The 26,772-nt window shown below is 62.9% G+C and carries 20 protein-coding genes; 9 read left to right on the top strand and 11 right to left on the bottom strand.

Annotated features, from left to right (window positions below; all coding sequences use genetic code 11):
* Positions 1-92: 92 nt before the first annotated feature.
* From WNM05_RS15860 to WNM05_RS15840, 5 genes are all read left to right on the top strand, one after another.
* Positions 93-3,050 carry a type VI secretion system Vgr family protein gene (locus WNM05_RS15860; protein ID WP_434628639.1) on the top strand — a complete coding sequence of 986 codons (2,958 nt, stop codon included), beginning with the start codon at positions 93-95 and terminating at the stop codon, positions 3,048-3,050.
* Positions 3,043-4,962: a phospholipase D-like domain-containing protein gene (locus tag WNM05_RS15855; protein WP_434628637.1), complete on the top strand. Its 1,920-nt coding sequence runs from the start codon at positions 3,043-3,045 to the stop codon at positions 4,960-4,962. Before WNM05_RS15860 ends, WNM05_RS15855 begins: the two co-directional genes overlap by 8 nt.
* 70 nt (positions 4,963-5,032) lie before the next feature.
* A complete protein-coding gene (locus WNM05_RS15850; RefSeq protein WP_434628635.1) occupies positions 5,033-5,995 on the top strand; it encodes an SEL1-like repeat protein in 963 nt (320 codons plus the stop codon).
* Entirely contained in the window at positions 5,979-7,019 is a 1,041-nt protein-coding gene (locus WNM05_RS15845; RefSeq protein WP_434628633.1) for an SEL1-like repeat protein, read from the top strand. Before WNM05_RS15850 ends, WNM05_RS15845 begins: the two co-directional genes overlap by 17 nt.
* Positions 7,003-8,274: an SEL1-like repeat protein gene (locus tag WNM05_RS15840; protein ID WP_434628631.1), complete on the top strand. Its 1,272-nt coding sequence runs from the start codon at positions 7,003-7,005 to the stop codon at positions 8,272-8,274. The genes WNM05_RS15845 and WNM05_RS15840 overlap by 17 nt, the downstream gene beginning before the upstream one ends.
* Positions 8,275-8,543: 269 nt before the next feature.
* Here WNM05_RS15840 and WNM05_RS15835 read toward each other — a convergent pair whose 3' ends face one another.
* A complete protein-coding gene (locus tag WNM05_RS15835; protein WP_434628629.1) occupies positions 8,544-9,707 on the bottom strand; it encodes an RHS repeat-associated core domain-containing protein in 1,164 nt (387 codons plus the stop codon).
* Between the two features lie 441 nt (positions 9,708-10,148).
* Between WNM05_RS15835 and WNM05_RS15830 the strand changes: the two genes are divergently transcribed.
* Both WNM05_RS15830 and WNM05_RS15825 read left to right on the top strand, forming a co-directional pair.
* On the top strand, positions 10,149-11,075 hold the full coding sequence (locus tag WNM05_RS15830; RefSeq protein WP_434628627.1) for a DUF4238 domain-containing protein: 927 nt from the start codon (positions 10,149-10,151) through the stop codon (positions 11,073-11,075).
* Positions 11,076-11,477: 402 nt separating this feature from the next.
* Complete coding sequence (locus tag WNM05_RS15825; RefSeq protein ID WP_434628625.1) at positions 11,478-11,954, top strand: FKBP-type peptidyl-prolyl cis-trans isomerase; 477 nt, start codon at positions 11,478-11,480, stop codon at positions 11,952-11,954.
* Between the two features lie 340 nt (positions 11,955-12,294).
* Here WNM05_RS15825 and WNM05_RS15820 read toward each other — a convergent pair whose 3' ends face one another.
* Positions 12,295-13,464, bottom strand: coding sequence for an RHS repeat-associated core domain-containing protein (locus tag WNM05_RS15820; RefSeq protein ID WP_434628623.1), 1,170 nt, complete (start codon positions 13,462-13,464; stop codon positions 12,295-12,297).
* A 164-nt stretch (positions 13,465-13,628) separates the two neighbouring features.
* Positions 13,629-14,885 carry a DUF1479 domain-containing protein gene (locus WNM05_RS15815; RefSeq protein ID WP_434628621.1) on the bottom strand — a complete coding sequence of 419 codons (1,257 nt, stop codon included), beginning with the start codon at positions 14,883-14,885 and terminating at the stop codon, positions 13,629-13,631.
* 93 nt (positions 14,886-14,978) lie between these two features.
* Here WNM05_RS15815 and WNM05_RS15810 point away from each other — a divergent pair, with 93 nt between their 5' ends.
* Both WNM05_RS15810 and WNM05_RS15805 read left to right on the top strand, forming a co-directional pair.
* On the top strand, positions 14,979-15,926 hold the full coding sequence (locus tag WNM05_RS15810) for a helix-turn-helix domain-containing protein (protein ID WP_434628619.1): 948 nt from the start codon (positions 14,979-14,981) through the stop codon (positions 15,924-15,926).
* 247 nt (positions 15,927-16,173) lie between these two features.
* Positions 16,174-17,217, top strand: coding sequence for a sensor domain-containing diguanylate cyclase (locus WNM05_RS15805; RefSeq protein WP_434628616.1), 1,044 nt, complete (start codon positions 16,174-16,176; stop codon positions 17,215-17,217).
* A gap of 31 nt (positions 17,218-17,248) precedes the next feature.
* On the opposite strand, the gene WNM05_RS15800 is transcribed toward WNM05_RS15805, so the two are convergent.
* The 8 genes from WNM05_RS15800 to WNM05_RS15765 form a co-directional block, all read right to left on the bottom strand.
* Positions 17,249-18,103, bottom strand: a complete 855-nt coding sequence (locus WNM05_RS15800; RefSeq protein ID WP_434628613.1) for an HDOD domain-containing protein — start codon at positions 18,101-18,103, stop codon at positions 17,249-17,251.
* 330 nt (positions 18,104-18,433) lie between these two features.
* A complete protein-coding gene (locus WNM05_RS15795) occupies positions 18,434-20,398 on the bottom strand; it encodes an acetoacetate--CoA ligase (protein ID WP_434628610.1) in 1,965 nt (654 codons plus the stop codon).
* Between the two features lie 67 nt (positions 20,399-20,465).
* Positions 20,466-21,359, bottom strand: a complete 894-nt coding sequence (locus WNM05_RS15790) for a hydroxymethylglutaryl-CoA lyase (protein ID WP_434628608.1) — start codon at positions 21,357-21,359, stop codon at positions 20,466-20,468.
* Between the two features lie 9 nt (positions 21,360-21,368).
* Positions 21,369-21,878: a GyrI-like domain-containing protein gene (locus tag WNM05_RS15785; protein WP_434628606.1), complete on the bottom strand. Its 510-nt coding sequence runs from the start codon at positions 21,876-21,878 to the stop codon at positions 21,369-21,371.
* A 10-nt stretch (positions 21,879-21,888) separates the two neighbouring features.
* Complete coding sequence (locus tag WNM05_RS15780) at positions 21,889-22,371, bottom strand: tetratricopeptide repeat protein (RefSeq protein WP_434628604.1); 483 nt, start codon at positions 22,369-22,371, stop codon at positions 21,889-21,891.
* Positions 22,372-22,405: 34 nt separating this feature from the next.
* Entirely contained in the window at positions 22,406-24,361 is a 1,956-nt protein-coding gene (locus WNM05_RS15775) for an acetyl/propionyl/methylcrotonyl-CoA carboxylase subunit alpha (protein ID WP_434628601.1), read from the bottom strand.
* 13 nt (positions 24,362-24,374) lie between these two features.
* Positions 24,375-25,163 carry an enoyl-CoA hydratase/isomerase family protein gene (locus tag WNM05_RS15770; RefSeq protein WP_434628599.1) on the bottom strand — a complete coding sequence of 263 codons (789 nt, stop codon included), beginning with the start codon at positions 25,161-25,163 and terminating at the stop codon, positions 24,375-24,377.
* A gap of 10 nt (positions 25,164-25,173) precedes the next feature.
* Complete coding sequence (locus tag WNM05_RS15765) at positions 25,174-26,772, bottom strand: carboxyl transferase domain-containing protein (protein ID WP_434628597.1); 1,599 nt, start codon at positions 26,770-26,772, stop codon at positions 25,174-25,176.

The raw sequence follows: 26,772 nt of genomic DNA, 5'->3' as shown, positions 1-26,772 counted from the left end.
CATCCCTCTCCCCTAAAAGGTTATCCTGCCCGCTTCCCATTTTGTTGCAGCTGCATAATCGCCGAAGCCTGCGGCGTACGCATGGAAGAACCATGGATATCACCGCTCTGCTCGCATCCTTCGCTTCAGCCTTTTCCCAGGATAACCGCCATATCACCGTTGTCATCGCCAGCGATACCGCAGCTCCGGAGCAGTTGCTGCCGCAGGCATTGGATGGCGAGGAAGGCCTGTCCCGTTCCTACCGTTTCCAGTTGGACTGCCTGTCGCCGGATGGCCGGATCGAGCTGAAATCCCTGCTAGGCCACCCGGCCCGGATCGGCCTGATGAATGCCGAAGGAGGCGAGGACGTGCGTTGCGGCGTGATCAGCCAGGCGCGCTTGCTGGGCAGCGATGGCGGCTTCTCCCGCTATCGCATCACTGTGGAGCCCCCCTTCGCGCTGCTGCGCCATCGCAGGACCTCGCGCGTGTTCCAGGACATGACAGTCCCGGACATCATCAAGCAGATCATCAACGAGCATCAGGCCGCCAATCCCGCCTTCGCCCGCGTGCAAACGCTGGAGATCAAGGTGGATGCCAAGCAGCCCGCGCGCAGCTATTGCCTGCAATATAGGGAGAGCGACTTCGATTTCATCGCGAGGCTGATGCATGAGGAAGGCTTTGCCTGGCGTTTTGAGCATATCGATGACGACGGCCCGCAAGTCCGGCTGGTGGTATTCGACGATGCCTTCAGCCTGCCTGCCGGCAGCGCGCAAAGCGTGCGTTTCCACCGCGCCGACGCAACGGAGGAGCAAGACGGCCTGACCGATTGGCAAGCGGCGCGCCAGATCGTCCCCGGCGGCGTGGCGCTGGCCAGCTACGATTATCAGTCCACCAGCACCAGTCACAGCGTCGATACCAGCCAGGTGGATCAGGGGCAGGCCGGCCAGGCGCTGCAAAGCAGCCTGACCCACTACGATGCGCCCGGTCTTTACTACGCCAGCGACGCCGACCAATTCAGCCGCTATGCCCAGCTGCGCCAACAGGCGAACGACCTGCAGGCCAAGACCTTTACCGGCTCCGGTGCGGTGCGCGGCCTGCTGGCCGGCGCATGGTTCCGCTTGGACGACCACCCGGCGCACCAGGACGACAGCGCCGAGCAGCGCGAATTCGTCGTCATCGGACAACGCATCCAGGCCCGCAACAACCTGCCAGGCGATCTGACCCAGTCCTTGCAAACGATGGCCCCCGGCTTGGGCCTGGCCGCCGACAAGGCGGATGCACCCTACCAGACTGAGTTTCAGGCCCAACGGCGCGGCATCCCGCTGACGCCGGCCTATGCCGACACCCCGCACGCCAAGCCCCGCAGCCTGGGCAGCCAAACCGCGACCGTGGTGGGGCCCGCCGGCGAAGAAGTGCATACCGACGAACACGGTCGTGTCAAAGTGCAATTCCACTGGCAGCGGCCAGAGGAACACCCGACCATAGGCGCGGGCATGGACGACAAGTCTTCCTGCTGGCTGCGCGTGGCCATGCCCTCGGCCGGCGCGGCGTGGGGCCACCAGTTCATCCCGCGCATCGGCCAGGAAGTGCTGGTCAACTTCATCGAGGGCGACATCGACCGGCCCTTGATTACCGGCGTGCTGTACAACGGCGGCCATCCACCGCCGGACTTCAGCGGCGTCGGCAGCCTGCCGGCCAACAAGACCCTGTCCGGCATCAAGTCGAAAGAGCATCAGGGCGGCGGCTACAACGAACTGCTGTTTGACGATACCCCAGGCGAAGTCCGCGCCAAGCTTTCCAGCGAGCCGGGCAAGACGCAGCTGAACCAGGGCTTCCTGACCCATCCCAGGAGCAACGGCAAGGTCCAGCCGCGCGGCGAAGGCTTCGAACTGCGCACCGACAACCATGGCGCCATTCGCGCCGCGCACGGCCTATTGCTGTCCACCGAGGCGCAAAGCGGCGCCGGCGGGAAACAACTCGCCCGTGAACAGGCGCAAAGCCAGCTGCAATCCGCCGTTGCGCTGAGCCAGGCGCTGGCTGAAACCGCTACCGCGCAGTTGGCCGACACCATGGAGACCGGCCCGGACGGTATCGGTGACGACAACGCCAAAAGCGGCAAGAAGACCAAAGGCCATCTGCAGCACCAGCTGGATGCCCTGGCCGCCTGGGAGGCGGGCACCAATACCGATAAGGACGGCAGCGCCGGCAAGGAGCAAGCGGGGCGGCAGCCTCAGCTGGTCTTGTCTGCCCCTGCCGGCATCGCCAGTCTGAGCGAACAGAGCCAGACGCTGGCAGCCGGCGCCAATCTGAATCTGCTTGCCCAGCGCGACGCCAACCACGTCACCGGACGGCGCTGGATTCACAACGTTGGCAAGAGCATCAGCCTGTTCGTGAGCGGCGTCGCCGATAAAGTGGCGATGAAGCTGATCGCGGCCAAGGGCAAGGTGCAGATCCAGGCGCAAAGCGATGCGATGGAGCTGACCGCAGATAAGGACGTCACCATCACTTCCGGCAAGGCGCGCATCACGGTCGCGGCCAAGGACGAAATCCTGCTCACCAGCGGCGGCGGGTACATTCGGCTCAAGGGCGGCAATATCGAAGTGCATTGTCCGGGCACGGTCAGCATCAAGGGGGCCAGCCACGATCTGAGCGGTCCCGATAGGATGAATATTGCACACCCCGCTTTCCCACAGAGTCTGCCCAAGATGCCATTCACGGTCCAGGTAGACCAAGCTGCGCAGGGGGTGAGAAGCAGCTGGGCAGGTATGCCGTTCACCCTCTACGCCGATGGCGCGGAACTCAAGAAGGGCGTGTTGGACGAAAGCGGCAAGCTACACATTGACCACATGGCCCCCACGCAGAAATATCGGATCAAGATGGCAAATGGGGTGCAATACGATATCCCGGTTCCTAACGATTACAGCAACCCAACACAGGGTGAACCAGCCAATCTGGGTTTCCACGGCCATCAAGCGGGCAAAGCAGACGAAGCCGGACGTACAGGATGGATCGACTCGGTTCGAGAGGACTTTTTAGGCATGTTACAAGGGAAGGGGCCGCACAATGGGTGATGTGGCGAACAAGAAAATCACCACTCCGGCGGCGCTGAACCAGACCATGCAATGCACGATCACGCCGCCCTGGTTTGTCGATGGCTCTGAATACAATGTGCTGAACGCGAGCTTTCAAGTGCTGGTCAATGGCGAACGCGCCTTCCGGGCCGTCCATGAGGCGATAGCCGCAGCGACGAAATCGGTTTGCATCATCTGTTGGGGTTTCCAACCGTCGATGTTTTTCATTCGCGATGGTGCGTCGCCCTGTATTGGCGAGCTGCTTGACCAGAAGGCAAGACAAGGCGTGAAGGTCCGTATCTTGGGGTGGACCATGGGCGCCGGCAATGTGGCGCAGTTAGGCCCGGAAAATAACACCCCGGGCTATAGCGCGTTGTTTAGTCACTCTCCGACAGAGACCAAGGACCAGCATCGTTTCGATGTCGCGTGGTATACCCGAGCCAAGTCCCCAACGGGCAACCCTCGCTTTGTTGGACGGGGTTTTGACTGGAATGAGCGGACTGAAATCTTGTACCGTTCCCGTTTCGAGGCAAAGGACAAGGGCTTAGGCTGGCAAACCAAGGCGGCCCACACCGCTACCGTCACCCACCACCAGAAGATGGTCGTGGTGGACTATGAAGACCCACAACGAGCGACAGGCTTTGTGATGGGCCATAACATGCTTGATGAGTATTGGGATAAGGACGCGCACAGCTACAAGCGCTATGCGCCCAATCAGGGCAGTAATGGTCACGGTCCTCGTCAGGATATCTCCAGCCGCGTTACCGGCCCCATTGTGGGCGACTTGTTCTTGAACTTCTGGCAAGCCTGGAAGAAGGAAACGGGTGAATCGCTGCCCAAGCCGAAATTCGACAACTATCCGGTGCGATTGGATAGCAAGAACGAGAAGATTCAAGGGCAAATCCTGCGTACTCAAGCGCAGTACAATGTGCGCGATATCGAGAAGCTCTACTTCCAGGCGGTGAACAATGCCACGTCGATGATCTACATCGAGAACCAGTATTTCCGTTGGCCGCCTCTGGCGGAGAAGATCAAACAGGTAGCGGCTACCCAGACAGGATGCGGACGCGATCCCGGTCAACACGACTCGCTCTACTTGTTCGTGGTCACCAACTCCAGCGATGAAGGGATGGGAGACGGCACCGTCAAGACTTATCAGATGATGGAGAGCCTGGGGCGTGCGGATACGATCCCCAGCTTAGCCCGCCTGGAACGTGCGGATGATCTGCAAACGCGCCTGAACCGCGCAGAAGTAGAACGTCGCATGAATTTGCTTGACCAAAGCCAATTGCTACCGCCCAGCCGCGCCGCAGGCCCTGCCAAGATTCAAGCCTACCAAGCCAAGCGCAAAGAACTGGAACAGAAACAGGCCGCCCTGCAGGCGAAGCGGGATACCTTGCAGCAGCAGGTTGAGGCCGCGCGTAAGCCCGATGTGCCCGTCCTGCCAGAGTCTCGTCCTGGACTGAAAGTTCATGTTTGCACCCTGGTCGCGCCGGACTCCGAACCCACCACCCCGGATGTCAAAAAGGTGCGGTTGAAGTATCCGATGAGCGCGGAGTCTTACACAACGCCCGGTCGGGTGTGGACGCCGGTTTACATTCACGCGAAACTGATGATCGTCAACGATACCTTCATGACGCTGGGCAGCGCCAACATCAATACCCGCAGTATGCAGGTGGATAGTGAAATGAATATCGCGCATCACCGGCCCGAGATTACCGTTCCATTAAGACGGCATCTTTGGAATTTACATACTGACGGGAAAGGTGCTCAAGATAAGCCTGCAGAGGCATTTGAGTCGTGGCAACGTGTCATTAATAAAAACAAAGAAGCACAAGGGAAGTACAAAAAACCAGTGGCATCTTTAATTGAATTTTCTCGCATTAGTCCGGTGCGGACGGATAAAGACTGAAATGACGTCACGAATTTTTCCTTTAATTCTATTTGTATGCCTGGCCGCATGTGGTAGCAAGGAGCGAACTGTGCCGACTTTGGATGATATGCAGGCTAACTTAGCGTTTACCTGTGTCTATGAAAAAAAGAATTTGCCGCAGCTCAGTCCTGAAGCGGATCAACTATATCGTTATGCCCGATATGTGCAAAAGAATAATTTGCTGAAAGAAGATATTGGCGTTTATCCGGAGCTGGAACGCTTGTTTCGCATTGCGACTGCCCATAATCATTATAAGGCCAATCTAGAGCTGCGCCAAATGATTGGAAAAGGTCATGCATGGTCTGCTGATCCGGTAAAGGAAACATTGGACTTGGCCGAAGAGTTGATCCGTCAAGGCGTGCCGGGGGGCTACTACGACATGGCTCGGTATATTGAAGCGGGTTACGGGGTGAAACAAGACCCGGAGTTGGCCTTGCGCTACTATCGAAAATCTGCTGATTTAGGTAGCCCAGATGGACAATATTGGGTAGCTGAAAAATTAGCCCCGCTAGATCGTGCGCCAAAAATTGCACGTGAGATGAGGAAATGTGCAGCGGAGCAAGGGCATGGCCACGCAGCAGATAGCTTAGCTAGAGACTATCAGGGTGATGGGGTTTACAAAGAAGCGGTTGAGGCATTTCAACTTGCAGTCAAGGGAGGGTATTCAACATCTGCAGTTGACTTGCAGCAAGGATTTTTAGGTCCTGATAAAACTGACACATTTAACTATTTAGGACTGGAAAAGGACATTGAACGTGCAAGCCGCTATAAGAAAATTGCAGATGTCCTCGGTCGCTATTCTTATCTTCATCCGACTGTTCCTGAATTGGATGAAATCGTACCGTTGCCCCCAGCGAAACTTCCGCCATGGGACGGCAAGATTCAATGGCAGAAGAATCATGAGGCTAATGTGGCCCCTCCCAAACCTAGTGAAGAGTTGATTGCCAAACTAGCCAAAGCCAAGAATCTAGACCCAAAAACTGGTAGGCCTGTCGGTGCTGACCATTCGTAAAGGGTTTGAAATAACGGTGCTGCTTATTCTGCTTTCCGCCTGCGGCAAGCCGGAAAAGCGATTGCCCACATTGGACGAGGTGAAAGTCAATCGGGCTTTTGCCTGTGTCTATGAAAAAAAGAATTTGCCGCAGCTCAGTCCTGAAGCGGATCAACTATATCGTTATGCCCGATATGTGCAAAAGAATAATTTGCTGAAAGAAGATATTAGCGTTTATCCGGAGCTGGAACGCTTGTTTCGCATTGCGACTGCCCATAATCATTATAAGGCCAATCTAGAGCTGCGCCAAATGATTGGAAAAGGTCATGCATGGTCTGCTGATCCGGTAAAGGAAACATTGGACTTGACCGAAGAGTTGATCCGTCAAGGCGTGCCGGGGGGCTACTACGACATGGCTCGGTATATTGAGGCAGGTTACGGGGTGAAACAAGACCCGGAGCTGGCTTTGCGCTACTATCGAAAATCCGCTGATTTAGGTAGCCCTGATGGACAGTCTTGGGTCGCTGAAAAACTAGCACCATTGGATCATGCACCAGAAGTTGCCCGTCAAATGCGACATTGCGCAGCTGATCAGGGTAGTGGAAGTGCAGCGGACAGTTTAGGAAGGGACTACAAAGGTGATAAAGCATATCCAGAAGCAGTAAAAATTTTTCATACTGGTGTTAAGAATGGAAATGAAACTTCGGCAGCCGAGTTGGAGGCCGCATTTTCTGGGCCTGATGCGTCGGATACATTTAATTATCTTGGGCTTCTGAAAGATGTTGAGCGAGCCGATCGTTACAAGAAAATTGCAGATGTCCTCGGTCGCTATTCTTATCTTCATCCGACTGTTCCTGAATTGGATGAAATCGTACCGTTGCCCCCAGCGAAACTCCCGCCATGGGACGGCAAGATTCAATGGCAGAAGAATCATGAGGCTAATGTGGCCCCTCCCAAACCTAGTGAAGAATTGATTGCCAAACTAGCCAAAGCCAAGAATCTAGACCCAAAAACTGGTAGGCCTGTCGGTGCTGACCATTCGTAAAGGGTTTGCAATAACGGTGCTGCTTATTCTGCTTTCCGCCTGCGGCAAGCCGGAAAAGCGTTTACCCACATTGGATGAGGTGGAAGTCAATCTGGCTTTTGCCTGTGTCTATGAAAAAAAGAATTTGCCGCAACTTAGTTCTGAAGCGGACCAGCTGTTCCAATACGCCCGTTGGCTGCAACTGCAATACCAGCCGAAACTGCTGCCCGAAGCCGGTCGGCTGTACCGCATCGCCGCCGCCCATGGCCACTACAAGGCCAACAACAATCTGCAACGGATGGTGGGCAAGGGCGAGGTGGCGTCGCCCGATGCCGTCAACGAAGTGCTGGATCTGGCCGAACAGCTGGTGGCGGACAACATCCCCAATGGCTATTACCTGACCGGCCACTACCTGCAAATCGGCTATGGCTACGATCAGGACAACGAGAAGGCGCTGATGTATTTCCGCAAGGCGGCGGACCTGGGTAGCGCGGACGCCCAAGCCTATATTGGTGACCTGCTGATTGAACCGGAACTGGCGCCCGATATCGCGCGGCAGATGTGGCGCTGCGCCGCGGAGCAAGGTCATGCCGATGCGGCAAATAGCTTGGGGGTGGATTTGCAAGTGGACAAGCATTACCCCGATGCATTGTATGCCTACCAGCAGGCCGTCAAAGCTGGACATTCTGGTAGTGCCCTACGTGTGCAAGAAGCGTTTGATGCAGAAAAAGGCAAGAATCAGTTGTATGACTTGGCCGTTAAACCCGACCCTGAGCGCGTGAAACGCTACGAAGCGATCTGGACCTTGTTGAAACGCTACGATGGCCGCAATCCCAAGGTGCCGGACATCGACAAGATCGTACCGTTGCCGCCGGCCAAGCTGCCGCCGTGGGATGGGACTTTCGAGTGGGAAAAAGACTGGAAGGCCAATGCCGAGCCGGCCAAGCCCGACGAAAAACTGGTGGTGAAACTGGCCAAGGCCAAGAACCTGGACCCGGCGACCGGCCTGCCCAAGACCGAGTTGCCCAAGCCGGAAACCCCGCCGAAGATCAAGCTGGGATACGCGGCCGCAAGCCATGAGGCGTGCCCACAGAGCGGCGTATGGTGCGCGGACCTGTCGGCTCACGGCCTGGCCAGTGTGAGCCGGCATTTCATTGAAGGGGAACGTTTCCCGGCCGTTCCGGTGCCGCAAGCGCTGAGTTGGCTGGACCGCTTGCGCGGCAAGCCGGATCGGCAGGAGCTTGCTGTGCGGTGGACGCTGCAAGGCGATGTGTAAAGAAACGCAGGGCAGGTGGCCGTTGCGCCGATCAAACCGCGCGGAGAATAAGATAGCCAAGCAGGACAGGCCGGCTATTTTTGTCCGTAGCAAACGGTTTTCCGGAAAAACATGACCGGCGGTAGTGGTCAACAACAGCGATTGGGTCAAGCTGGCGGCGGCCTGTCATCTATTCCCGTCAGCTATGGTTGATCGGATATGCCGCGGTAGCGGACCAGGCCATATTCTCTTGGTTCTTGGAGCGAGGAACGACGGCGCTTCCGGGACGGTCAGATCGGCGGATCGAACAATTCTGTTGGAGAAGGCGTAAATATCCGGGATGTCCGGTCCGGATGCAGCCTGAAAAACTCCTTATCCCCGCCAAACCAGGGTTTGAGCCGCATGAAACGCGCATCGACGGCGCCGGCATCAACGGCGGCGGCACTGAAAAAGTTGCTTGTTCCCGCCGATGCCGCAATCGTGCCCAGGACATCCCGTGCAATCTTGACCTGGCCGGAATAGGCTTTGACCGTCAAGCCGGTAAAGTCTGCAAAATGCTGGGCGAAGATGCTGCCTCCGATGGAGTCCGCCGAGCGGCAAATGATCAGCCTGGCGTATCGATAGTCCTCATAGGCGATTCCCGTTCTTTGCTTGATCTGGAGCGCAAAAGCTTCCGGGCCGTAAGCCTCGGGCTGACCGGTGGCGTGATCAAGCAGAGGAATCGACAAGCGGCTGACATCGTTGCGTCCGTGCGCAATGATGTTCAGCCGGGCGGCGTCCTTGTAGACATCGTCAAACAGATAGGCGAAGTGGATAGTGTCATCCTCCATCGGAATACCATGCGAGCCTATGGTTTTCAGATTCCGGATGTCCTGTCCCAGCGCGACATAGCCGTCCTCTCGCCAGCGTTTTGCCGAAATCCCCGACACGGTTTCCGCCATGCCGACGGAGCCGCGGGTAGCGGCGGCCCTGCCAAGGCCGGTCCCGATCGACGCCGCTCCCGTTGCCAACGACAGCCATCCCAGAATGGCCGATGCCTGGGGATGGCTCTCTTCCGTCGCACCGCAGGCTATCGCCGCCACGTCGGAAACGGCGGCCAGTGTGCCTATCGCTATCGATACCGCCGAAGCGCTTTGCAGTGCGGAGATCAGCCCTCCGGAAACGATGATCGAAGTCCCTTTGCTTACGGCCGCCAGCGCCAGGCCCGCTGCGCCCAGACCTATCGAGGTCCAGGCCATCCAACTCAGATGTCCACTTGGATCCGTGCGGTTCACAGGATCCCCGGCGCAGTAGGCATAGGAATTGATGCCGCCGGCGCCGAACGGGCTCAGGCTGTCCGGGCAAGGAAAGCGCATCAGCGCCGGTCTATACGCCCTGTAGCCATTGCCCAGATGAGTGGCACCGCTGACGGGATCGAGACGCTCCCCATTAAACCCCAGAACGCCGTGGTTCATTGTTTTCTTCCGCGCATGGCAGGCCAGATTTCAGCATGCGGCTTCCTCGTGCGGTTCCGGGCAGGCTTGGATATAAGAAAACTCCTGCAGACCGCATCGACCTGTTTGTCGGATTGCGAGCGCGGCAACCAGCAGCGCTGGCCGCACGGCAAGTTGATCTGGGGAAGGGCAGGCCTGCGAAAAGGGGGGCAAGGTGCGGGATTGCAACCGTCAAGGCTGTCCCTGTTCATCATGCCAATGTGATAGCATGGCTGTTGTCGGCTAGAAGCAGTTGGTCGCGAATGGTCGCTTTCGGGTAGGCTACCTTCAACATTCCCCGTCACGCTCACCGCTCATGGCTATCTGGCAATTTGACGTTTCTTTCATGCAGCGAGACGGCCCTATGCCTTGGCGCCCTGAAGACTGTACGCATCTGTGCAATAGGAAGGGGGGAGAGATAACATGGTTTTGGCTATCAATCAGCACTGGGTTCCCAAGTTCTACCTTCGCGGCTTTACGACGTCGCCCGGAAGCGAACGTATCGTGGTCACTGATATCAAGGCTGCGTACGCGGGTAATCCTACTGACGAGACGAAGGCGCTGGATAAGGTGGCCTGCATGGACCACCTCTACTCCTCGGCCCTGCCGGACATGACGTTCGTACCCAAGCAGGCAAACGAGGATAGCCCGGGGTGGGACCCCAGCGTTGACCAAGCGTTGCAAGAGATTGAGACTGCGTCAGGGAACGTGTGGAAGGGGATGCGCGACGATCCGAGTCAAATCGACTTTTCGCCTGGAAAGGATGCGCGCACGACCGTTTGTCGGTTCCTTGCTAGTCTTCATTTGCGGAACCCGCGGATGGTTGGGGTGGCAAAAGTCGCGCAAGGCCAAGCAGTGATTCCTCCTTTAAACACTCAGTCCGGTCGGGACGTTTTTTACTCCATAGTTGCGAGCACGCCGAGCAACATGGCCGCAACGCTCGCAGGCATCGCCGACCGTGAACCATTTTTGAAGGCCCAGAGCGCACACTTGAATGACATCGTCTCGGCTCTTGATTGTCTACATTGGGGTTTTCGTTACTTTCCCAGCAATACAGCAGCCGGACCACTCTGCACCACGGATACGCCCCTGTTCTGCGTAGATCACGAGACAATGGAGCCGACCTCTATGGAGAGCCCCAAATGTTTGGTGGTCTGTGCCTTGACAAGTCGGCTGCTCCTTCTCGCGACAGGCACGCCCACCACAGACTCTAATGGTCTCGTTAAAAAACAGGACGTCAAGAATTCTGCGCCCTTCATCACGTTGATGAATCAGTTGATCGTGCACTATGGAACCCGCGAGGCGTACTCTGGGAAAGCTCTTGGAGCAAGTTTCCCATTTCTTAGATAGGCAACCCATCTGGGCAGAGCTAAGCGTAGTTGTATGACGAGGCACTGACACACGCCAAGCGCTGCATTTCAGTCCCCAATATCGATTGTGAATTCGACATGTATGAACAGCGGCTTTCTGGCATTGAATCCGAACAGATGGAATGCCGCTTTGGGTCGGAAGTCGCCATTCCCTGGATACCGAGCCACTGACTGGTATGGCCGAGACGCTACCATTGAACTGCCGCCATTCGCCAGGTGACCGGTCATTGGCCAAGGCGGTTCTTCGCATGCCGGATGAAAGGCGGCGGCTTTCGGCTGGGAAGTCGCAGCCTCCGCATCCAGCAAACGAGGGGTTTGGCAGTTGACACCCACCGGCTGAGCTGCGAACCTTCCGGCTTCAATTTATCCGCCATTGCCCGCCATGAAAATCACCGCCAATACCGCCGTCACCCTGCGCATGAAAGTCACCGACAGCCAGGGCCTGGTTTACGACGATGGCAAGAACCCGGTCGCCTACCTGCACGGCGGCTACGACAACCTCTTCCCCAAGCTGGAAGCGGCGCTGGAAGGCCAGGAAGCCGGCTTTCAAACCACGCTGCAGCTGGCTACCGAAGACACCTTCGGCGAGCGCGACGAAGCGCTGGTCACCACGATGCCCAAGGCCGAGTTCCCGCCCGGCGTCAAGGTGGGCGGACAGATCCGTCGCACCGGCCCGGATGGCCAGCCGCGCTACTATTTCGTCACCAAGATCAAGGGCCCGACGGTATTGCTGGACGGCAACCACCCGCTGTGCGGCAAGGCCCTGCGCTTCGCGCTGACGGTGGTCTCCGTGCGCGAGGCGACGGCCGAGGAAATCGCCCACCAGCATGTGCACGGCGAGCACGGGCACCAGCACTGACAGCCCGGCCGTACCCGCCAAGCCCTCCCAATCCGGGAGGGCTTTGTTTTGCCGGACGCCCGCCGCGGTGTCGATGGCCTCCCGGTGCGGGATGCCGCGGCTGGCCGCGCTTAGACCCGCTAACAAAACCCCTGATCCTGCGTTGCGCCTCCTTGTCGTACTACTTGTACTGCCTGCGTCGGCGCGCCTTGGCCCAGGTACGCTGCGCGGTTTTGTTAGCGGCGCTTAGACCCGCTAACAAAACCCCTGATCCTGCGTTGCGCCTCCTTGTCGTACTACTTGTACTGCCTGCGTCGGCGCGCCTTGGCTCAGGTACGCTGCGCGGTTTTGTTAGCGGCTCTTAATCCTCCAGCCTGCCGGAGGTGCGCGCCCCGTTCATGTCTGCCCGGCCGGTGGGTATGCCGTCGCGATACCAGATGAAATAGGTACCCTGCTGATCGTCAATTTCCATATTGAACGGATGATCCGGCGGCAGCGATCGAAGAAAATACTGTCTCGCGCGCAAGAATTTGCTCCGCAGGTCACCCTCGGCACTTCTAAAAGCCGCCAGCGCGCCGGAAATCACTCTGGAAGCCTCCGGATTGAAGCCCAGCCGCGGGCCGCCGCTGAAGCCTCCGACTATCCTGCCCGGCAGCAGCGTCGATAGTTCTCTCGCCATTTGAGTGGAGTTGCAGAAATCCAGCCGGATGACCGGATAGCGGTGGTAACCCAGGACGAAGCGCGTCAGTTGCTGATGGAGCTCGTTGACGCCGATGGGCTTGAACAGCAGGTAGCCATAGCGTTCATCCGGCATGACGATGCTGTGCCCGTAAACGCTTAATACCGGCTGGCCCTCCAGCATTTCGCCATAGGCAAAGGCCGCCATGTCTCCGGAAATGCCCAGGAAATAGCGTTCATTGTTGGGAGCGAAACTGGCGGCGCCCCGACCGGATAAGGGGATGCCGAAGCCACCCCGTTCTCCCCGTTCGATCTTGCCAAGCAAGCGCGCGCCGGCCATCGCCTGGCCGGCGAACCGGCCCAGCTTCGGGGCCAGTCCGGCTCCCAGCGCCAGCATCCCCGTCGCCAGCGACATCCAACCCAGCACCGACGAGGCTTCCGGATCACTTTCCTCGGTCGCGCTGCTGGCTATCGCCGCCGCATCGGCCACCATTGTCGCCCCGCCTATCACCAGCGAGGCGGCCGAGGCGCTTTCCAGCGCGGCGATCACGCCGCCGGAGGCGACGATGGAGCTGCCGGCGGTAACGGCCGCCAATGCCAGGCCGGTCACGGCCAGGCCTATCCCGGTCCAGGCCTGCCAGCTCAGGTGGCCGGAGGGGTCGGCCCGGTTGACCGGATCCCCGGCGCAATAGGCATAGGGATTGATGCCGCCGGCGCCGAACGGACTCAGGCTGTCCGGGCTGTGGAACCGCATCAGCGCCGGGTGGTAAGCCCGGTAGCCGTTGCCCAGATGCGCGGCGCCGCTGACGGGGTCGATGCGCGCGCCGTTGAATCCCAGGATGCAGTGGTCCATTGTCGTTTCACTCCAGACAAGCGGGACGCGTTAAGGCCTTGAACAGGCTCTAAGAGCGGCGAACAAAACCTCGCAGCGTATCTGAGCCGTGGCGCGCCGACGCAGGCAGTACAGAGCGTATGACAAGGAGGCGCAACGCAGGATCAGCGGTTTTGTTGGCGGCGCTAAGCGTCCGGCGTCGATTGTTCGCGGATGCCCAGCTGCCGACGGCCGGTCGGGCTCAGGTCCCGCAGCCGGGCCCGGTCGGGGAAGGCCGTCTCAAAATGGTCCGGCGGAAAGTCGGGCGGGCTGTTGCCGTTCAGAAAGGCCGACAGCTGGCGGGTGAGGTAGGCGTCGTTTTTGGCGCAGCCGGGCGCGGCGGCGATGTACATCACATTGCTCCAGCCTGGTCCGCGATGCTGGTCTTCCACCGCGTGGATCACGTCGCAGTGCCAGAAAACCGCATCGCCCGGCCGCATCGGCGGAATGGACGACAGCGCCGTCAGCAGCGGCTGGTGCCATTCCGGGGTGATGGACAGGGCCCGGCCGGGCAGGGCGCCGCATAGATCGTCGTCCGGCACGTCGTCCTGCAGCGCGCGCAGCAGCAGATAGGCCATCGCATTGGCGATGGGGATCAATTGCAGCGTGCCGTCCCCCGGCCCCTGCTCGGTCAGGGCGGTCCAGCCCTGAAAGGTCCGGAACATCGAGCATACCGCCGGCGACGGCAGTTCGCGCACTTCGGTGCGCCAGCTGGCGTCGAAAGGATCGTAGCGCAGCCAGTCGCCGTCGAAGACATGGCGGTACACCTTGCGGAAGTTTTCGTCCAGCCAGCGCTCCACCGAGCCGCCGTCGCAGTGGGCGGACAGCCCCAGCGACGCCGAGCCCGGCGGCCGGCGACGCAGCCGGTCGGCATAGGCGGGCACCCGGTCCGGATCAAGCTGCGCCCGTCCCTTGCGCCACAGGCGGTTGAGGAAGACGCGCGCGCGGGTCAGTTCCTCGGACTGGCGGGCCTCCGCCTGCGGGCGGGACCAGTACACGCCGAGGATCTGCGGCTGGTTGGATGCCAGCTCGCCGAAGTAGCGGTCCTCGGCGCGATGCGCCAGCCTGTCCTCGATGCCGTTTCGGGCCAGGTAGCGGCCTATCTCCTTATTCCAGGCCGACGCCCGCTCCGGGCTGAACACGCCGCGAATGACGCAGGCGCCGCGTGTCCTGATCGCTTGCGGCGCGGCGGGGTCGACTGTGCCGGCGGCGATGTCGGCGAAGTCGATTTCCGGGATGACGGCGATGCCGGCCTCGCGCTCGGCGACGATGACGGCCGCCTGTCTTTCGATATCGGCCTCCACCTCGAGAAAGACCTCGCGATAGTTGGGCAGGCGGCTGCGCAACTGGCGTTTTATCGCCCGGACGGCCGCGGGCAGGTCATCGATGCGCAGTGTTCCCATCGGTGTGTCTCCTTTGTCGGTGCAGGGGACAGCATAAGTCCGCCCGCTGGCGGCCGGTGATACTATTCGGCCAGATAGTTTGCGGATTTGGCCATGAGAACCGCCTTTGAATATATCGATATCGCCGACGGCTGCTCGATACGCGTCTATCACCGCCAGTTGCAGCGGATTCCGTTCGAGCTGCATCACCATCCGGAATACGAGCTGACGCTGACCTTGAACAGCCAGGGCACGCGGTATGTCGGCGACAGCGTGTGCCACTATGCGGACAACGATCTGGTGCTGGTGCCGCCGGATCTGCCGCACACCTGGTCGTCGAAGCGGGCCATCGTGGAGCACCGGCCGCAGCAGGCGATCGTGCTGTGGTTCGGCGGCGAGTGGGCGCGCCGGCTGGCGAGTTGCTGCCCGGAGTTCGCGCCGCTGTTGACGCTATTGCGGCGGGCCGGATGCGGCCTGGCGTTTGCGGCGGACGCCGCGGCCCGGGCCTGCGCGCTGCGCGGCAAGCTGCTGTCGCCGCAGCCCAGGCAGCGGCTGTCGGCGGCGCTTGAGCTCTTGTGTCTGCTGGCCGATGCGGACGCGCAGGCGCTGGCTTCGCCCGGCGCGTTTCAACCGCCGTCGCCGGGCAGGCCGTCCGGCCATCAGCCGGAACGCATCAACCGGGTGCTGGCCACCATAGACGCGTGCTTTGCCGAGCGGCTGACGCCGGGCCGGTTGGCCGCCGCGGGCAATCTGTCCGTCCGCTCCCTTAACCGCTATTTCCGGCAGCATCTGGGGGAGAGCGTCGGCCAGTACCTGGCCCGCGTCCGCATCGGCCATGCCTGCCGTCTGCTGGCGGACACCGCGCAGCCGGTGTCCGCCATTGCCGGACACGTGGGGTTTGCAAGCATCGCTAACTTCAATCGCCGTTTCCGCGCGATGAAGTCCATGAGTCCGGCCGCGTACCGAAAGGCGTTTCGGGAGGGGGGGCAGGCGACGGACGGCCAGGCGCTGGATCGACGGCCGTTGTCGCTTGAAAGGCGCGGCGAGAGCCGCGGCCGGTGAGCGATCCGGCCTCGCGGCGGATGCCTGGCCTGTCTACGCTCCGCGATGCTTTGAGCCCGGTGCCGGGCCTTCTACAATGAATGGGTCAAACCGCCGGTGTCGAAACGGGCGGATGATCCGCGCCCGAAGGAGGGCGCGGGCTTGGCCGCCGGCTTGCCGGCGGGGATGGGTCGTGACAAGGCACTAGGCGGTTTGCCGCAGTTGCTCTACAGTGCCCAGTCATTATGACGTCAGGATGAAAGCAGGCATGGACGCGGTTCTCTCTCAACTCTCCCTCTCCCTCAGCACCGCCAAGACGGTCGATCAATTGATCCGGCCCTTGCTGGAGATGCTGGGCAATATCACCGGCATGGAGTCCACCTATCTGACCAGCATCGAGCTGGGCTTGTGCCTGCAGCATGTGCGCTACGCGCGCAATATCGGCAAGATGCAGATTCCCGAGGGCCTGAGCGTGCCCTGGGACGACACGCTGTGCAAGCGCTCGCTGGACATGGGACTGACGGCGACCAATGAGGTGGAAACGCTGTGGGGCGATTCGGAGGCGGCGCGCCAGCTGGGCATCAAGACCTATCTGAGCGCCCCGGTGCGCGACGCCGACGGCGGCCTGCTGGGCACGCTGTGCGCAGCCAGCGCCCGTCGGCTGCCTGTGCCGGAGGAAACCGAGGCCCTGTTGCAGCTGTTCGCCAATATCGTGGCCAACTTCATCGAGCGGGAGATGCTGGTGCAGAACCTGCAGGCGGCCAACGCCCAGCTGGCCGCCTATGCGTTGGCCGACGCGCTGACCGGTCTGCCGAACCGGCGCGCGCTGTTCGACGAGCTGGAGCGGATGCTGGCGCAGGCGGAACGCTCCAGCGGCAGCGTCCTGGTCGGCGGAATAGACCTGGACGGCTTCAAGCAGATCAACGACCGCTTCGGCCACCAGGCCGGCGACGACTTCCTTCAGGCGGTGTCCGGCCGGCTGCAGGCCGCGCTGCGCGGCGGCGACATGCTGGGCCGCGTCGGCGGCGACGAGTTCGTCGTCATCGGGCGGGGACCGGAATGGATCCACGCCGGCGTGCCGGGGGAGCGGATCGGCGACGGCGAGCCGGCGGTCGCCGCGCGCGAGCTGCAGCAGCGGCTGGCGCAGGCCAGCATAGGCGACTACATGCTGGACGGGCAGAAGCTGTCGTATGCCGGCGCCAGCGTCGGCGTGGTGGCGCTGGCGCCGTTCGGCATGCACAGCGCGGCGGCGGTCAAGCTGGCGGACCAGGAGATGTACGCGGTGAAGCTGGCCCGGAAACGGCGCGGCTAGGCCGCCGGCGCGGGGCCGGGCGGCCGCTTCCTCATTCCGCCTCCTGCGGCAGCGCCGCCAGCAGGCAGGCCTTTTGCTCGTCGGACAGGGGCAGGGCCGAGATCAGCTTTTCCTTGGGCACGCCCGGAATATATTGGGCGATATGGCCGATGTCGGACGGCAGCGCCGGGTTGTCCGGGTTTTGCGTCAGGTGGCGGGCGCAGTCTATGGCGGTCTGGGCGATATGGGTGCGGGGCCGGTCCACGCCGCGGATCAGCTGGCTGATCATCTGCGGCAATTGCCAGACGTCGGACAGGACCAGCGTCAATTGGCGGAAGGTGAAGCCGGCGGTATTCAATTGGGCCAGGCCGGTGCGGTTGGCGCGGCCGGCTTCGAATTCGGCGATGGCCTCGGTCGGCAATTCCGGCGCGAAATGCCACAGCAGCAATTCCCCGGTTTCGGAAAGCAGCGTGGCGAGCGAGATTTCCTCCGGCGAGGTGTCGGAGCGGAAATTCGACCAGGCGCGCGCAATGCCGGAGGCCATGACGGCGGTGGCGACCGCCGCCCGCCAGCCGGGATGATCGACGTCGACGACGGGGCTTCTGGCTATCATCGAATACAATTCGTTGCTGCCTATCTGCAATATCGTCGCCAGCTGCGTGGTGGTCTCGTTGCCCAGGCGCCGGGAACGGTGCCGTTCGGCCTCTATCAGCAGTTTGACGGCCAGATAGGGATCGTCGTGAACCATTTCCACCAGTTCTCTCGGCGAAAACTCGGGGGCGTCCTGGCCTTGCGATTTCAGAGACTGGAAAATATCCCGCGTCGCCGATAGAACGGGAATCTCCCTGTCTTTCAGATAGGCCGCCCACTGCTCTACGCTCCAACTGCGCTGTTGCCGATTCAACATGTCTGTCCGCTCCGAAAATCGTCGCGCCCCGCGTTGTTGTTCTCCTGAAGATTATGCCCGCATTTGCGACCCGAAATCGATCTGCCCCATTAATTCATGATAATTCAGCTTGCCGCATTCGGCGCTTGCAAAATATTTGGCGAATAAGCGCCGCCGGGATATTAAGAGCCGCTAACAAAACCGCGCAGCGTATCTGAGCCAAGGCGCGCCGACGCAGGCAGTACAAGTAGTACGACAAGGAGGCGCGACGCAGGATCAGAAGTTTTCTTGGCGGCGTCAAAAGAAAAACGAGGACCGCGGTCCTCGTTTTCCGATCGGGCCGATGGCGGTTTATTCGCCGAGCTCGCTGAGGTTTTCGAACAGCTTCAGCGCTTCCGGATTGGCCAGCGCGCTGACGTTGTTGACCGGGCGGCCGTGGATGACGTTCTTCACCGCCAATTCGACGATCTTGCCGCTGACGGTCTTGGGAATGTCGGCGACGGCGACGATGCGGGCCGGGACGTGGCGCGGGCTGGCGCCGCTCTTGATCTGGGCCTTGATCCGGCCGGTCAGCTCCTCGTCAAGCTGAACGCCGTCGCGCAGCTTGACGAAGAGCACCACCCGCTCGTCGTCCTGCCAGGTCTGGCCGACGGCCAGGCTTTCCAGGATTTCCGGGAAGACTTCCACCTGGCGGTAGATCTCGGCGGTGCCGATGCGGACGCCGCCGGGGTTCAGCACCGCGTCGGAGCGGCCGTAGATGATCACGCCGTCGTGGGCGGTCAGCTCGGCGTAGTCGCCGTGGCACCAGATGCCGGCGAAGCGGCCGAAGTAGGCCTGGCGGTATTTCTCGCCGTTCTTGTCGTTCCAGAAGCCTATCGGCATCGACGGGAACGGTTTGACGCAGACCAGCTCGCCTTTTTCCTGCACGACGGCGCGGCCCTGTTCGTCATAGATGTCCACCGCCATGCCCAGGCCGCGGCATTGCAGCTCGCCGCGGTAGACCGGCAGCGTGGCCGCGCCCAGCGCGAAGCAGGAGACGATGTCGGTGCCGCCTGAGATCGAGGCCAGGTTCAGGTCGGCCTTGATGTTGTCGTACACCCAGTCGTAGCTTTCCGCCACCAGCGGCGAGCCGGTGGAGAACAGGCTGCGCAGCTTGGAAAGATGCCAGTCGCGCGCCGGCACGATCTCGGTCTTCCTGAGGCTGTCTATGTATTTGGCCGAGGTGCCGAAATGGGTGAAGCCGTGTTCGGCGGCGTAGTCCCACAGCACGCGGCCGTCATCGGCGAACGGCGAGCCGTCGTACAGCATCAGCGCCGCACCGGAGGCCAGGCCGCTGACCAGCCAGTTCCACATCATCCAGCCGCAGGTAGTGAAGTAGAACAGGTGGTCGCCCTGGTGGACGTCGGCGTGCAGCTGGTGTTCCTTCAGATGCTGCAGCAGCGTGCCGCCGGCGCCGTGGACGATGCACTTGGGCTTGCCGGTGGTGCCGCTGGAATACAGGATGTACAGCGGATGGTTGAACGGCAGGCGGACGTATTCCACCGGGCGGGCGTCGAAGCCGGCGAGGAAGCGGTCCAGCGTCTGCGCGCGCGGCACGGCGGCGGCGAAGTCGGCGCCGTCGGCGCTGAGGTAGGGCACGACGACGATGCGTGCGACGCTGGGCAGCTTTTCCGCCAAGTGTATCATCTTGGCGCGGATGTCCACCGCCTTGCCGTTGTACCAGTAGCCGTCCGGACAGAACAGCAGCTTGGGCTCGGTCTGGCCGAAGCGGTCCAGCGCGCCGTCGGTGCCGAAATCGGGCGAGCCGCTGGTCCACACGGCGCCCAGGCTGGCGGCGGCCAGCATCGCGGCCAGCGTGGCCGGCATATTGGGCATGAAGCCGGCGACGCGGTCGCCGGCGGCGACGCCGCCGGCGCGCATCGCCTGCTGCAGCCGGGAGACCAGCTGGTTCAATTCGCGCCAGGACAGCTTCTGTTCGATCTTGTCCTCGCCGCGGAAGACCACGGCCAGCGTGTCGTCGTCGCGGCGCAGCAGGTTTTCCGCGTAGTTGAGCCGCGCTTCCGGGAAGAAGCGGGCGGCCAGCATATTGTCGCCGTTCTCCAGCGCGACCGACCCCTTGTCGCCGATGACGCCGCAGTAGTCCCAGACCAGCGACCAGAAGCGGCCGGGGTCGTCCACGCTGGCCTGCCACAGGCTGCGGTAGTCCGGCAGCGGCTGGTTGCAGGCGGTTTCGGCCAGGCGGGCGAAGGCGGTCAGATGGCTGCCGGCCACGCGGCCGGCCGACGGCGTCCAGATAGGGGTATTGCTTGCTTGCATGGTTTCTCCTGTGGCGGCCCGCGATATTGCTTTTGTTTGCTTGGATGGGCGGACCCGCCGGTATGGTTTAGCCCTGGCGGCCGAGCGCGTGTGCCAGCTTGGAGGCGGGGGCTTTCCCCAGCGCGTCGGCGATGAACCAGGCGGCATCCACCAGTGTAGTGAGATCGATGCCGGTGTGGTAGCCCTCGCCGGCCAGCAGATAGGCCACGTCCTCGGTGGCGACGTTGCCGGAGGCCCCGCGCGCGTACGGGCAGCCGCCCAGTCCGGCCACCGAGGCGTCGAATACCCTCAGACCGACGTCCAGCGCGGCGCGGATATTGGCGACGGCCATGCCGTAGGTGTCGTGGAAGTGGCCGGCCAGCCGCTCGGCCGGCAGCGCGTCCAGCACCGCGTCCAGCATTTCGCGCACGGAGGCCGGGGTGCCGACGCCTATGGTGTCGCCCAGCGAGATCTCATAGCAGCCCAGATCGGCCAGCGCCCGCGCGACCTCCGCCACCTTCTGCGGCGCGATCCGCCCCTCGTACGGGCAGCCTACGACGCAGGACACGTAGCCGCGCACCTTCAGGCCGGCATCCAGCGCGCGGCGGCACACGCTTTCGAAGCGCCGCAGGCTTTCGGCGATGCCGGCGTTGATGTTCTTGCGGCTGAAGCTTTCGCTGGCCGCGCCGAACACGGCGATTTCGCGCACGCCGGCGGCCAGCGCGGCGTCCAGGCCCTGGTCGTTGGGCACCAGCACCGGATAGGACAGCGGGCCGGCCAGGTCCAGCCCGGTCAGCACGGCCGCGCTGTTGGCCATCTGCGGCACCCATTTCGGCGAGACGAAGGCGCCGGCCTCTATCGTGGAAAGGCCGCTGGCGGCCAGCCGGCGTATCAGTTCCAGTTTGACGGCGGCGTCCAGCGACTGCTTTTCGTTCTGCAGCCCGTCGCGCGGACCCACTTCCACTATCTTGACGCTTTGCATGGCTTTCCTTCAGCGCTTGGGCTGGACGGGGATGTAGATGTCCATCTGCAAGGTGGGCCGGCCGGGGACGCAGCGTTCGTCGTAGCGCTCGAAGGTCTCGCCGGCGGCGTGCTCCCAGCGGGTCGACGCCGGCAGCCAGCACTGGTAGATGTGCTGCCAGGTTTCGGTGATGGCCTGGCCGAAGCGGGCCGGTTCCGATACCGGCGGCGTGGTGAACACCGCGTATTTGGCCGGCGCGACGTTGTGGCGCTCGCTGTCCGGCGGCGGCGTGCCGTCGGCCGGGCATTCCATCGCGATCAGGTAGCGGAAGGCGCTGGTCTCCGGATCGAAGTCGCAGACCACGCCGTATTCCGGCGCGTCCGGTTTGCCCAGCGCGTCCAGCAGCGGCTGGCGCAGCCGCTCGGCGTAGTCGTTCCAGAAGGCCGGGATCCGGCGCAGATTGTCGCCGTTCTCCTTGCTGGTGGCGATGCTGTAGCCTGCCAACGACAGGCCGGGATGGTTGATGATGACGGGGTCCATGTCGGTCTCGTTACCAGGTGCGGTCAAGATCTTGCGCGTAGAAGTGGATGGCGCGCCGGTAGGCGCGTATGCCGTGGTCGGCGCTGCCGTCGGCCAGCAGCGCCAGCAGGCCCTGCGTGGCTTCCTTGTGCCGGCCCAGATTGTATTGCGCCATCGCCAGGAAGGCGCGCAGCGCGTGGTGTTCCGGGAATTGCCGCAGACCTTCCTGCAGCGCGGTCTCCGCCTCGTCGAAACGGCCCAGCGCCCGGTGGCTGCTGCCCAGCCCCAGCCAGGCCTCGGCGGCGGTCTCGCCGCTCAGGCCCAGCTCCAGCGCCTGCTGGTAGTGGGGGATGGCGTCCGCCTCCAGGCCCAGGCTGTCGTGGATGCAGGCGGCGAGGTAATGCAGATCGGCGTGCTGCGGCTGGTGGCGCAGCAGTTCCAGCGTCTGCTGGCGCGCGGTCTCGTGCTCGCCGCGTTGGCGCAGTTGCTGGATGTTTTCCAGAGCGATATGCATGGTTAGTCCTTTTTTGCCGTTATGAATGACTTCGTCATTCTGCGGCAAAGTCGACCAGCTCGTCACCATCGTTGACCTGTTCGCCGGCGGCGAAGTAGAAGTCCTGCACCACGCCGTCGCCGGGCGCGGTGATGGTGTGTTCCATCTTCATCGCCTCCAGGATCAGCAGCGGCGAGCCCTTGGCCACCTTCTTGCCTATCTCCGCCAGCAGCGCCACCACCCGGCCCGGCATCGGCGCCTTCAGGTGGGTTTCGCCGTGCGCGCCCGCCTCGGTGTAGGCGTAGGGGTCGACGAAATCGACGGCCAGGCGCCCGCCGTTTTCGAACAGCGCGCGCTGCGCGCCGTGGCGGACGACGACGGCCTTGATCTTCACGCCGTCCAGCACGGCGTCCAGCTGCCCGTCGGCGAGGCGGGCGTCGGCGGCGAAGCAGGCCGCGCCGACGCGGACGAGGTAGCCGTTGTCCTGATGGCACAGCTCGACGCCGTAGTCCTCCTCGTCGCGCCGGAAGGCGAAGCGGCGCGTCAACTGCCCGTTCAGCCGCCAGCCGGCCGGGGCCGGGTAGGGCGCCTGGCCGGCCAGGGCCTCGGCCAGCGCCAGCAAGGCCAGCTGCCTGGCCGTCGGCGCGGCGGGCGGCGGCAGCAGTTCGTCGTGGTGGCGGGCGATCAGGCCGGTGTCGACATGGCCGCCGGCGAAGGACGGATGGCCGACGATGCGGCGCAGGAAGGAGACATTGCTGGACAGGCCCACCACCCGGTACTGGGCCAGCGCGGCGTCCATCCGCCTGAGCGCCGCTTCGCGGGTCTCGCCCCAGACGATCAGCTTGGCGATCATCGGGTCGTAGAACGGCGAGATGGCGTCGCCCTGCTCGACGCCGGTGTCGATGCGCACGTGTTCGGATTCGTCCGGCGTCGCCAGGTGGACCAGCGTGCCGGTGGACGGCAGAAAGCCCTTGTCCGGGTCTTCGGCGTAGATGCGCGCCTCTATCGCGTGGCCGCGTATCGCCAACTGTTCCTGAGCCAGCGGCAGCGCGCCGCCGGCGGCGACGGCCAGCTGCCAGGCGACCAGGTCCTGGCCGGTGATCATCTCGGTCACCGGGTGTTCGACCTGCAGCCGGGTGTTCATTTCCATGAAGTAGAAGCGGCCGGAGTCGACATCCATGATGAACTCGACGGTGCCGGCGCCGACATAGCCGACGGCGCGGGCGGCGGCCACGGCGGCCTGGCCCATCGCTTCCCGCGTGGATGGCGGCAGGTGCGGGGCCGGGGCTTCTTCCAGCACTTTCTGGTGACGGCGCTGCACCGAGCAGTCGCGCTCGAACAGGTAGACGCAGCCGCCCAGTGTATCGGCGAAGACCTGGATCTCCACGTGGCGCGGGCGGGTCAGGTATTTCTCGACCAGCACCTTGTCGTCGCCGAAGCTGGCGCGCGCCTCGCGCTGGCAGGAGGCGAGGGCGGCGGCGAAGTCGCCCGCCGCCTCGACGATGCGCATGCCCTTGCCGCCGCCGCCGGCGCTGGCCTTGATCAGTACCGGGTAGCCGATGGCGTCGGCCTGCTGTTGCAGCAGCGCCGGATCCTGTTCGTCGCCGTGGTAGCCGGGCACCAGCGGCACGCCGGCCTTCTCCATCAGCGCCTTGGCGGCGGACTTGCTGCCCATCGCGGCGATGGCCGAGGCCGGCGGGCCGATGAAGGCGACGCCGGCGGCCTCGCAGGCGGCGGCGAAGTCCTCGTTCTCGGACAGGAAGCCGTAGCCGGGGTGTACCGCCTGGGCGCCGCTCTGTTTGGCGATGGCCAGGATCAGGTCGGCGCGCAGATAGGATTCGGCGGCCGGCGCCGGGCCGAGGCGGTAGGCCTCGTCGGCCAGCTTGACGAAGCGGGCGCCGGCGTCGGCGTCGGAGTAGACGGCGACGGTGGCGATGCCCAGGGCCTTGGCGGTCTTGATGACGCGGCAGGCTATCTCACCCCTGTTGGCGATCAGAATCTTGTTGAACATGGCCTTATCCTTGTTATTCCTGCCACTTGGGCGCGCGTTTTTCGAAGAATGACGCCAGTCCTTCGCGCGCCTCGTCGCCGGCGCGTATGGCCGCGATGCGGCCGGCGGTGCGTTCCAGCAATTGGTCGTCCCACGGCGAGCCTTCGCGCAGCTCGGCCAGCAGCAGCTTGGCTTCGCGCAAGGCGCCGGGCGCGCCCTTGGCCAGCTCCTCGGCGACTTCGGCTACCCGCGCGTCCAGCATTTCCTCGCTGACCAGCTCGTGGATCAGGCCCAGCTTCAGCGCGGTGCCGGCGGTGATGCGCTCGGCCGACAGGAAGTAGCGCCGGGCCTGGCGCCAGCCTATCGCGTCGGCGACGTAGGGACCGATGGTGGCCGGGATCAGGCCCAGCCGCACCTCGGTCAGCGCGAACTTGGCGGCGTCGGTGGCGATGGCAACGTCGCAGACGGCCGCCAGGCCGGTGCCGCCGGCCATCGCCGCGCCGTGGATGCGGGCGATCACAGGCTTGGCGCTACGGTAGATGCCCTTCAGCATCGCCGCCAGCTTTTGCGCGTCGGCCAGGTTTTCCGCCTCGCTGTAGCCGGCGGCGCGGCGCATCCAGTCCAGGTCCGCGCCGGCGCAGAAGCTCTTGCCGCGGCCGGCCAGCACGATGACGCGCACGTCCGGCTTGCGGTTCAGCTGGCGCATCGCCTCGGTCAATTCGGCGATCAGCACCTCGTTCAGCGCGTTGTGCAGCTCCGGCCGGTTCAGCCAGACGGTGGCCACCTTGCCCTGTTGTTCGATCTGCAGCGTGGTGTAGCTCATCATCGGCTCCTCACATCCGGAACACGCCGAAGCGCGTCTGCTCGATCGGCGCCGACAGCGCGGCGTCCAGCGCCAGCGCCAGCACGTCGCGGGTCTGGGCCGGATCGATCACGCCGTCGTCCCACAGCCGGGCGCTGGCGTAGTACGGATGGCCCTGTTCCTCGTACTGCTGGCGCACCGGGGCTTTCAGCGCCTCTTCCTGCTCTGGCGTGAAGGCGTCGCCCAGCTGTTCCTTCTTCACCTGGGCCAGCACGCCGGCGGCCTGTTCGCCGCCCATCACCGAGATGCGGCTGTTCGGCCACATCCACAGGAAGCGCGGCGAGTAGGCGCGGCCGCACATGCCGTAGTTGCCGGCGCCGAAGCTGCCGCCTATCAGCACGGTGAACTTGGGCACCTTGGCGCAGGCCACCGCCGTCACCAGCTTGGCGCCGTCCTTGGCGATGCCGCCGTTCTCGTATTTCTTGCCCACCATGAAGCCGGTGATGTTCTGCAGGAAGATCAGCGGGATGCCGCGCTGGCAGCACAGCTCGACGAAGTGGGCGCCCTTCAGCGCCGATTCGCTGAACAGGATGCCGTTGTTGGCCAGGATGCCGACGCGGTACCCATTTAAACGGGCGTAGCCCGTTACTAGAGTATTTCCGTAGTTTTGCTTGAATTCGTCGAAGTCCGAATCGTCGACCAGGCGGGCGATGATCTCGCGCACGTCGAACGGCTTTTTCGGATCGGCCGGGATCACGCCGTAGATTTCCTCTGCGGCGTAGCGCGGCGGCCTGGGCTCGGCGCGGTCCAGCTCGCCCTGTTTCTTCCAGTTCAGGTCCGACACGATGCGGCGGGCGATGGCCAGCGCGTGGGCGTCGGTTTGGGCCAGGTGGTCGGCCACGCCGGATATTTTTGTGTGTACATCGCCGCCGCCCAATTCCTCGGCGCTGACCACCTCGCCGGTGGCCGCCTTCACCAACGGCGGGCCGCCGAGGAAGATGGTGCCCTGTTCCTTGACGATGACGGTTTCGTCGCTCATCGCCGGCACATAGGCGCCGCCGGCGGTGCAGCTGCCCATCACCACGGCGATCTGCGGAATGCCGGCGGCCGACAGATTGGCCTGGTTGTAGAAGATGCGGCCGAAGTGCTCCTTGTCCGGGAACACCTCGTCCTGCAGCGGCAGGAAGGCGCCGCCAGAGTCAACAAGATAGATGCAAGGAATACGGTTGTCGCGGGCGATCTCCTGCGCGCGCAAATGCTTTTTCACCGTCATCGGGTAATAGGTGCCGCCCTTGACGGTGGCGTCGTTGGCGATGATCAGGCAGTCGACGCCGCTGATGCGGCCGATGCCGGCTATCATGCCGGCGCCGGGCGCGTCGCCGCCGTACATGCCGTAGGCGGCCAGCTGGGACAGCTCCAGGAAAGGCGCGCCGGGATCGAGCAGCAGGTCGATGCGCTCGCGCGGCAACAGCTTGCCGCGCGCGGTGTGTTTGGCGCGGGCTTTTTCGCCGCCGCCCTGCGCGGCCTGGGCGACCTTGTCTTTCAGATCGTCGACCAGCGCGCGCATCTTGTCGGCGTTGGCGACGAAGTCCGCGGCGCGCGGCGACAGCTTGGATTCGAGGATGGGCAT

The organism is Chromobacterium sp. CV08 (assembly GCF_051129845.1).
Lineage (GTDB): Bacteria > Pseudomonadota > Gammaproteobacteria > Burkholderiales > Chromobacteriaceae > Chromobacterium.
This window is presented reverse-complemented; position numbering and strand designations above follow the sequence as displayed.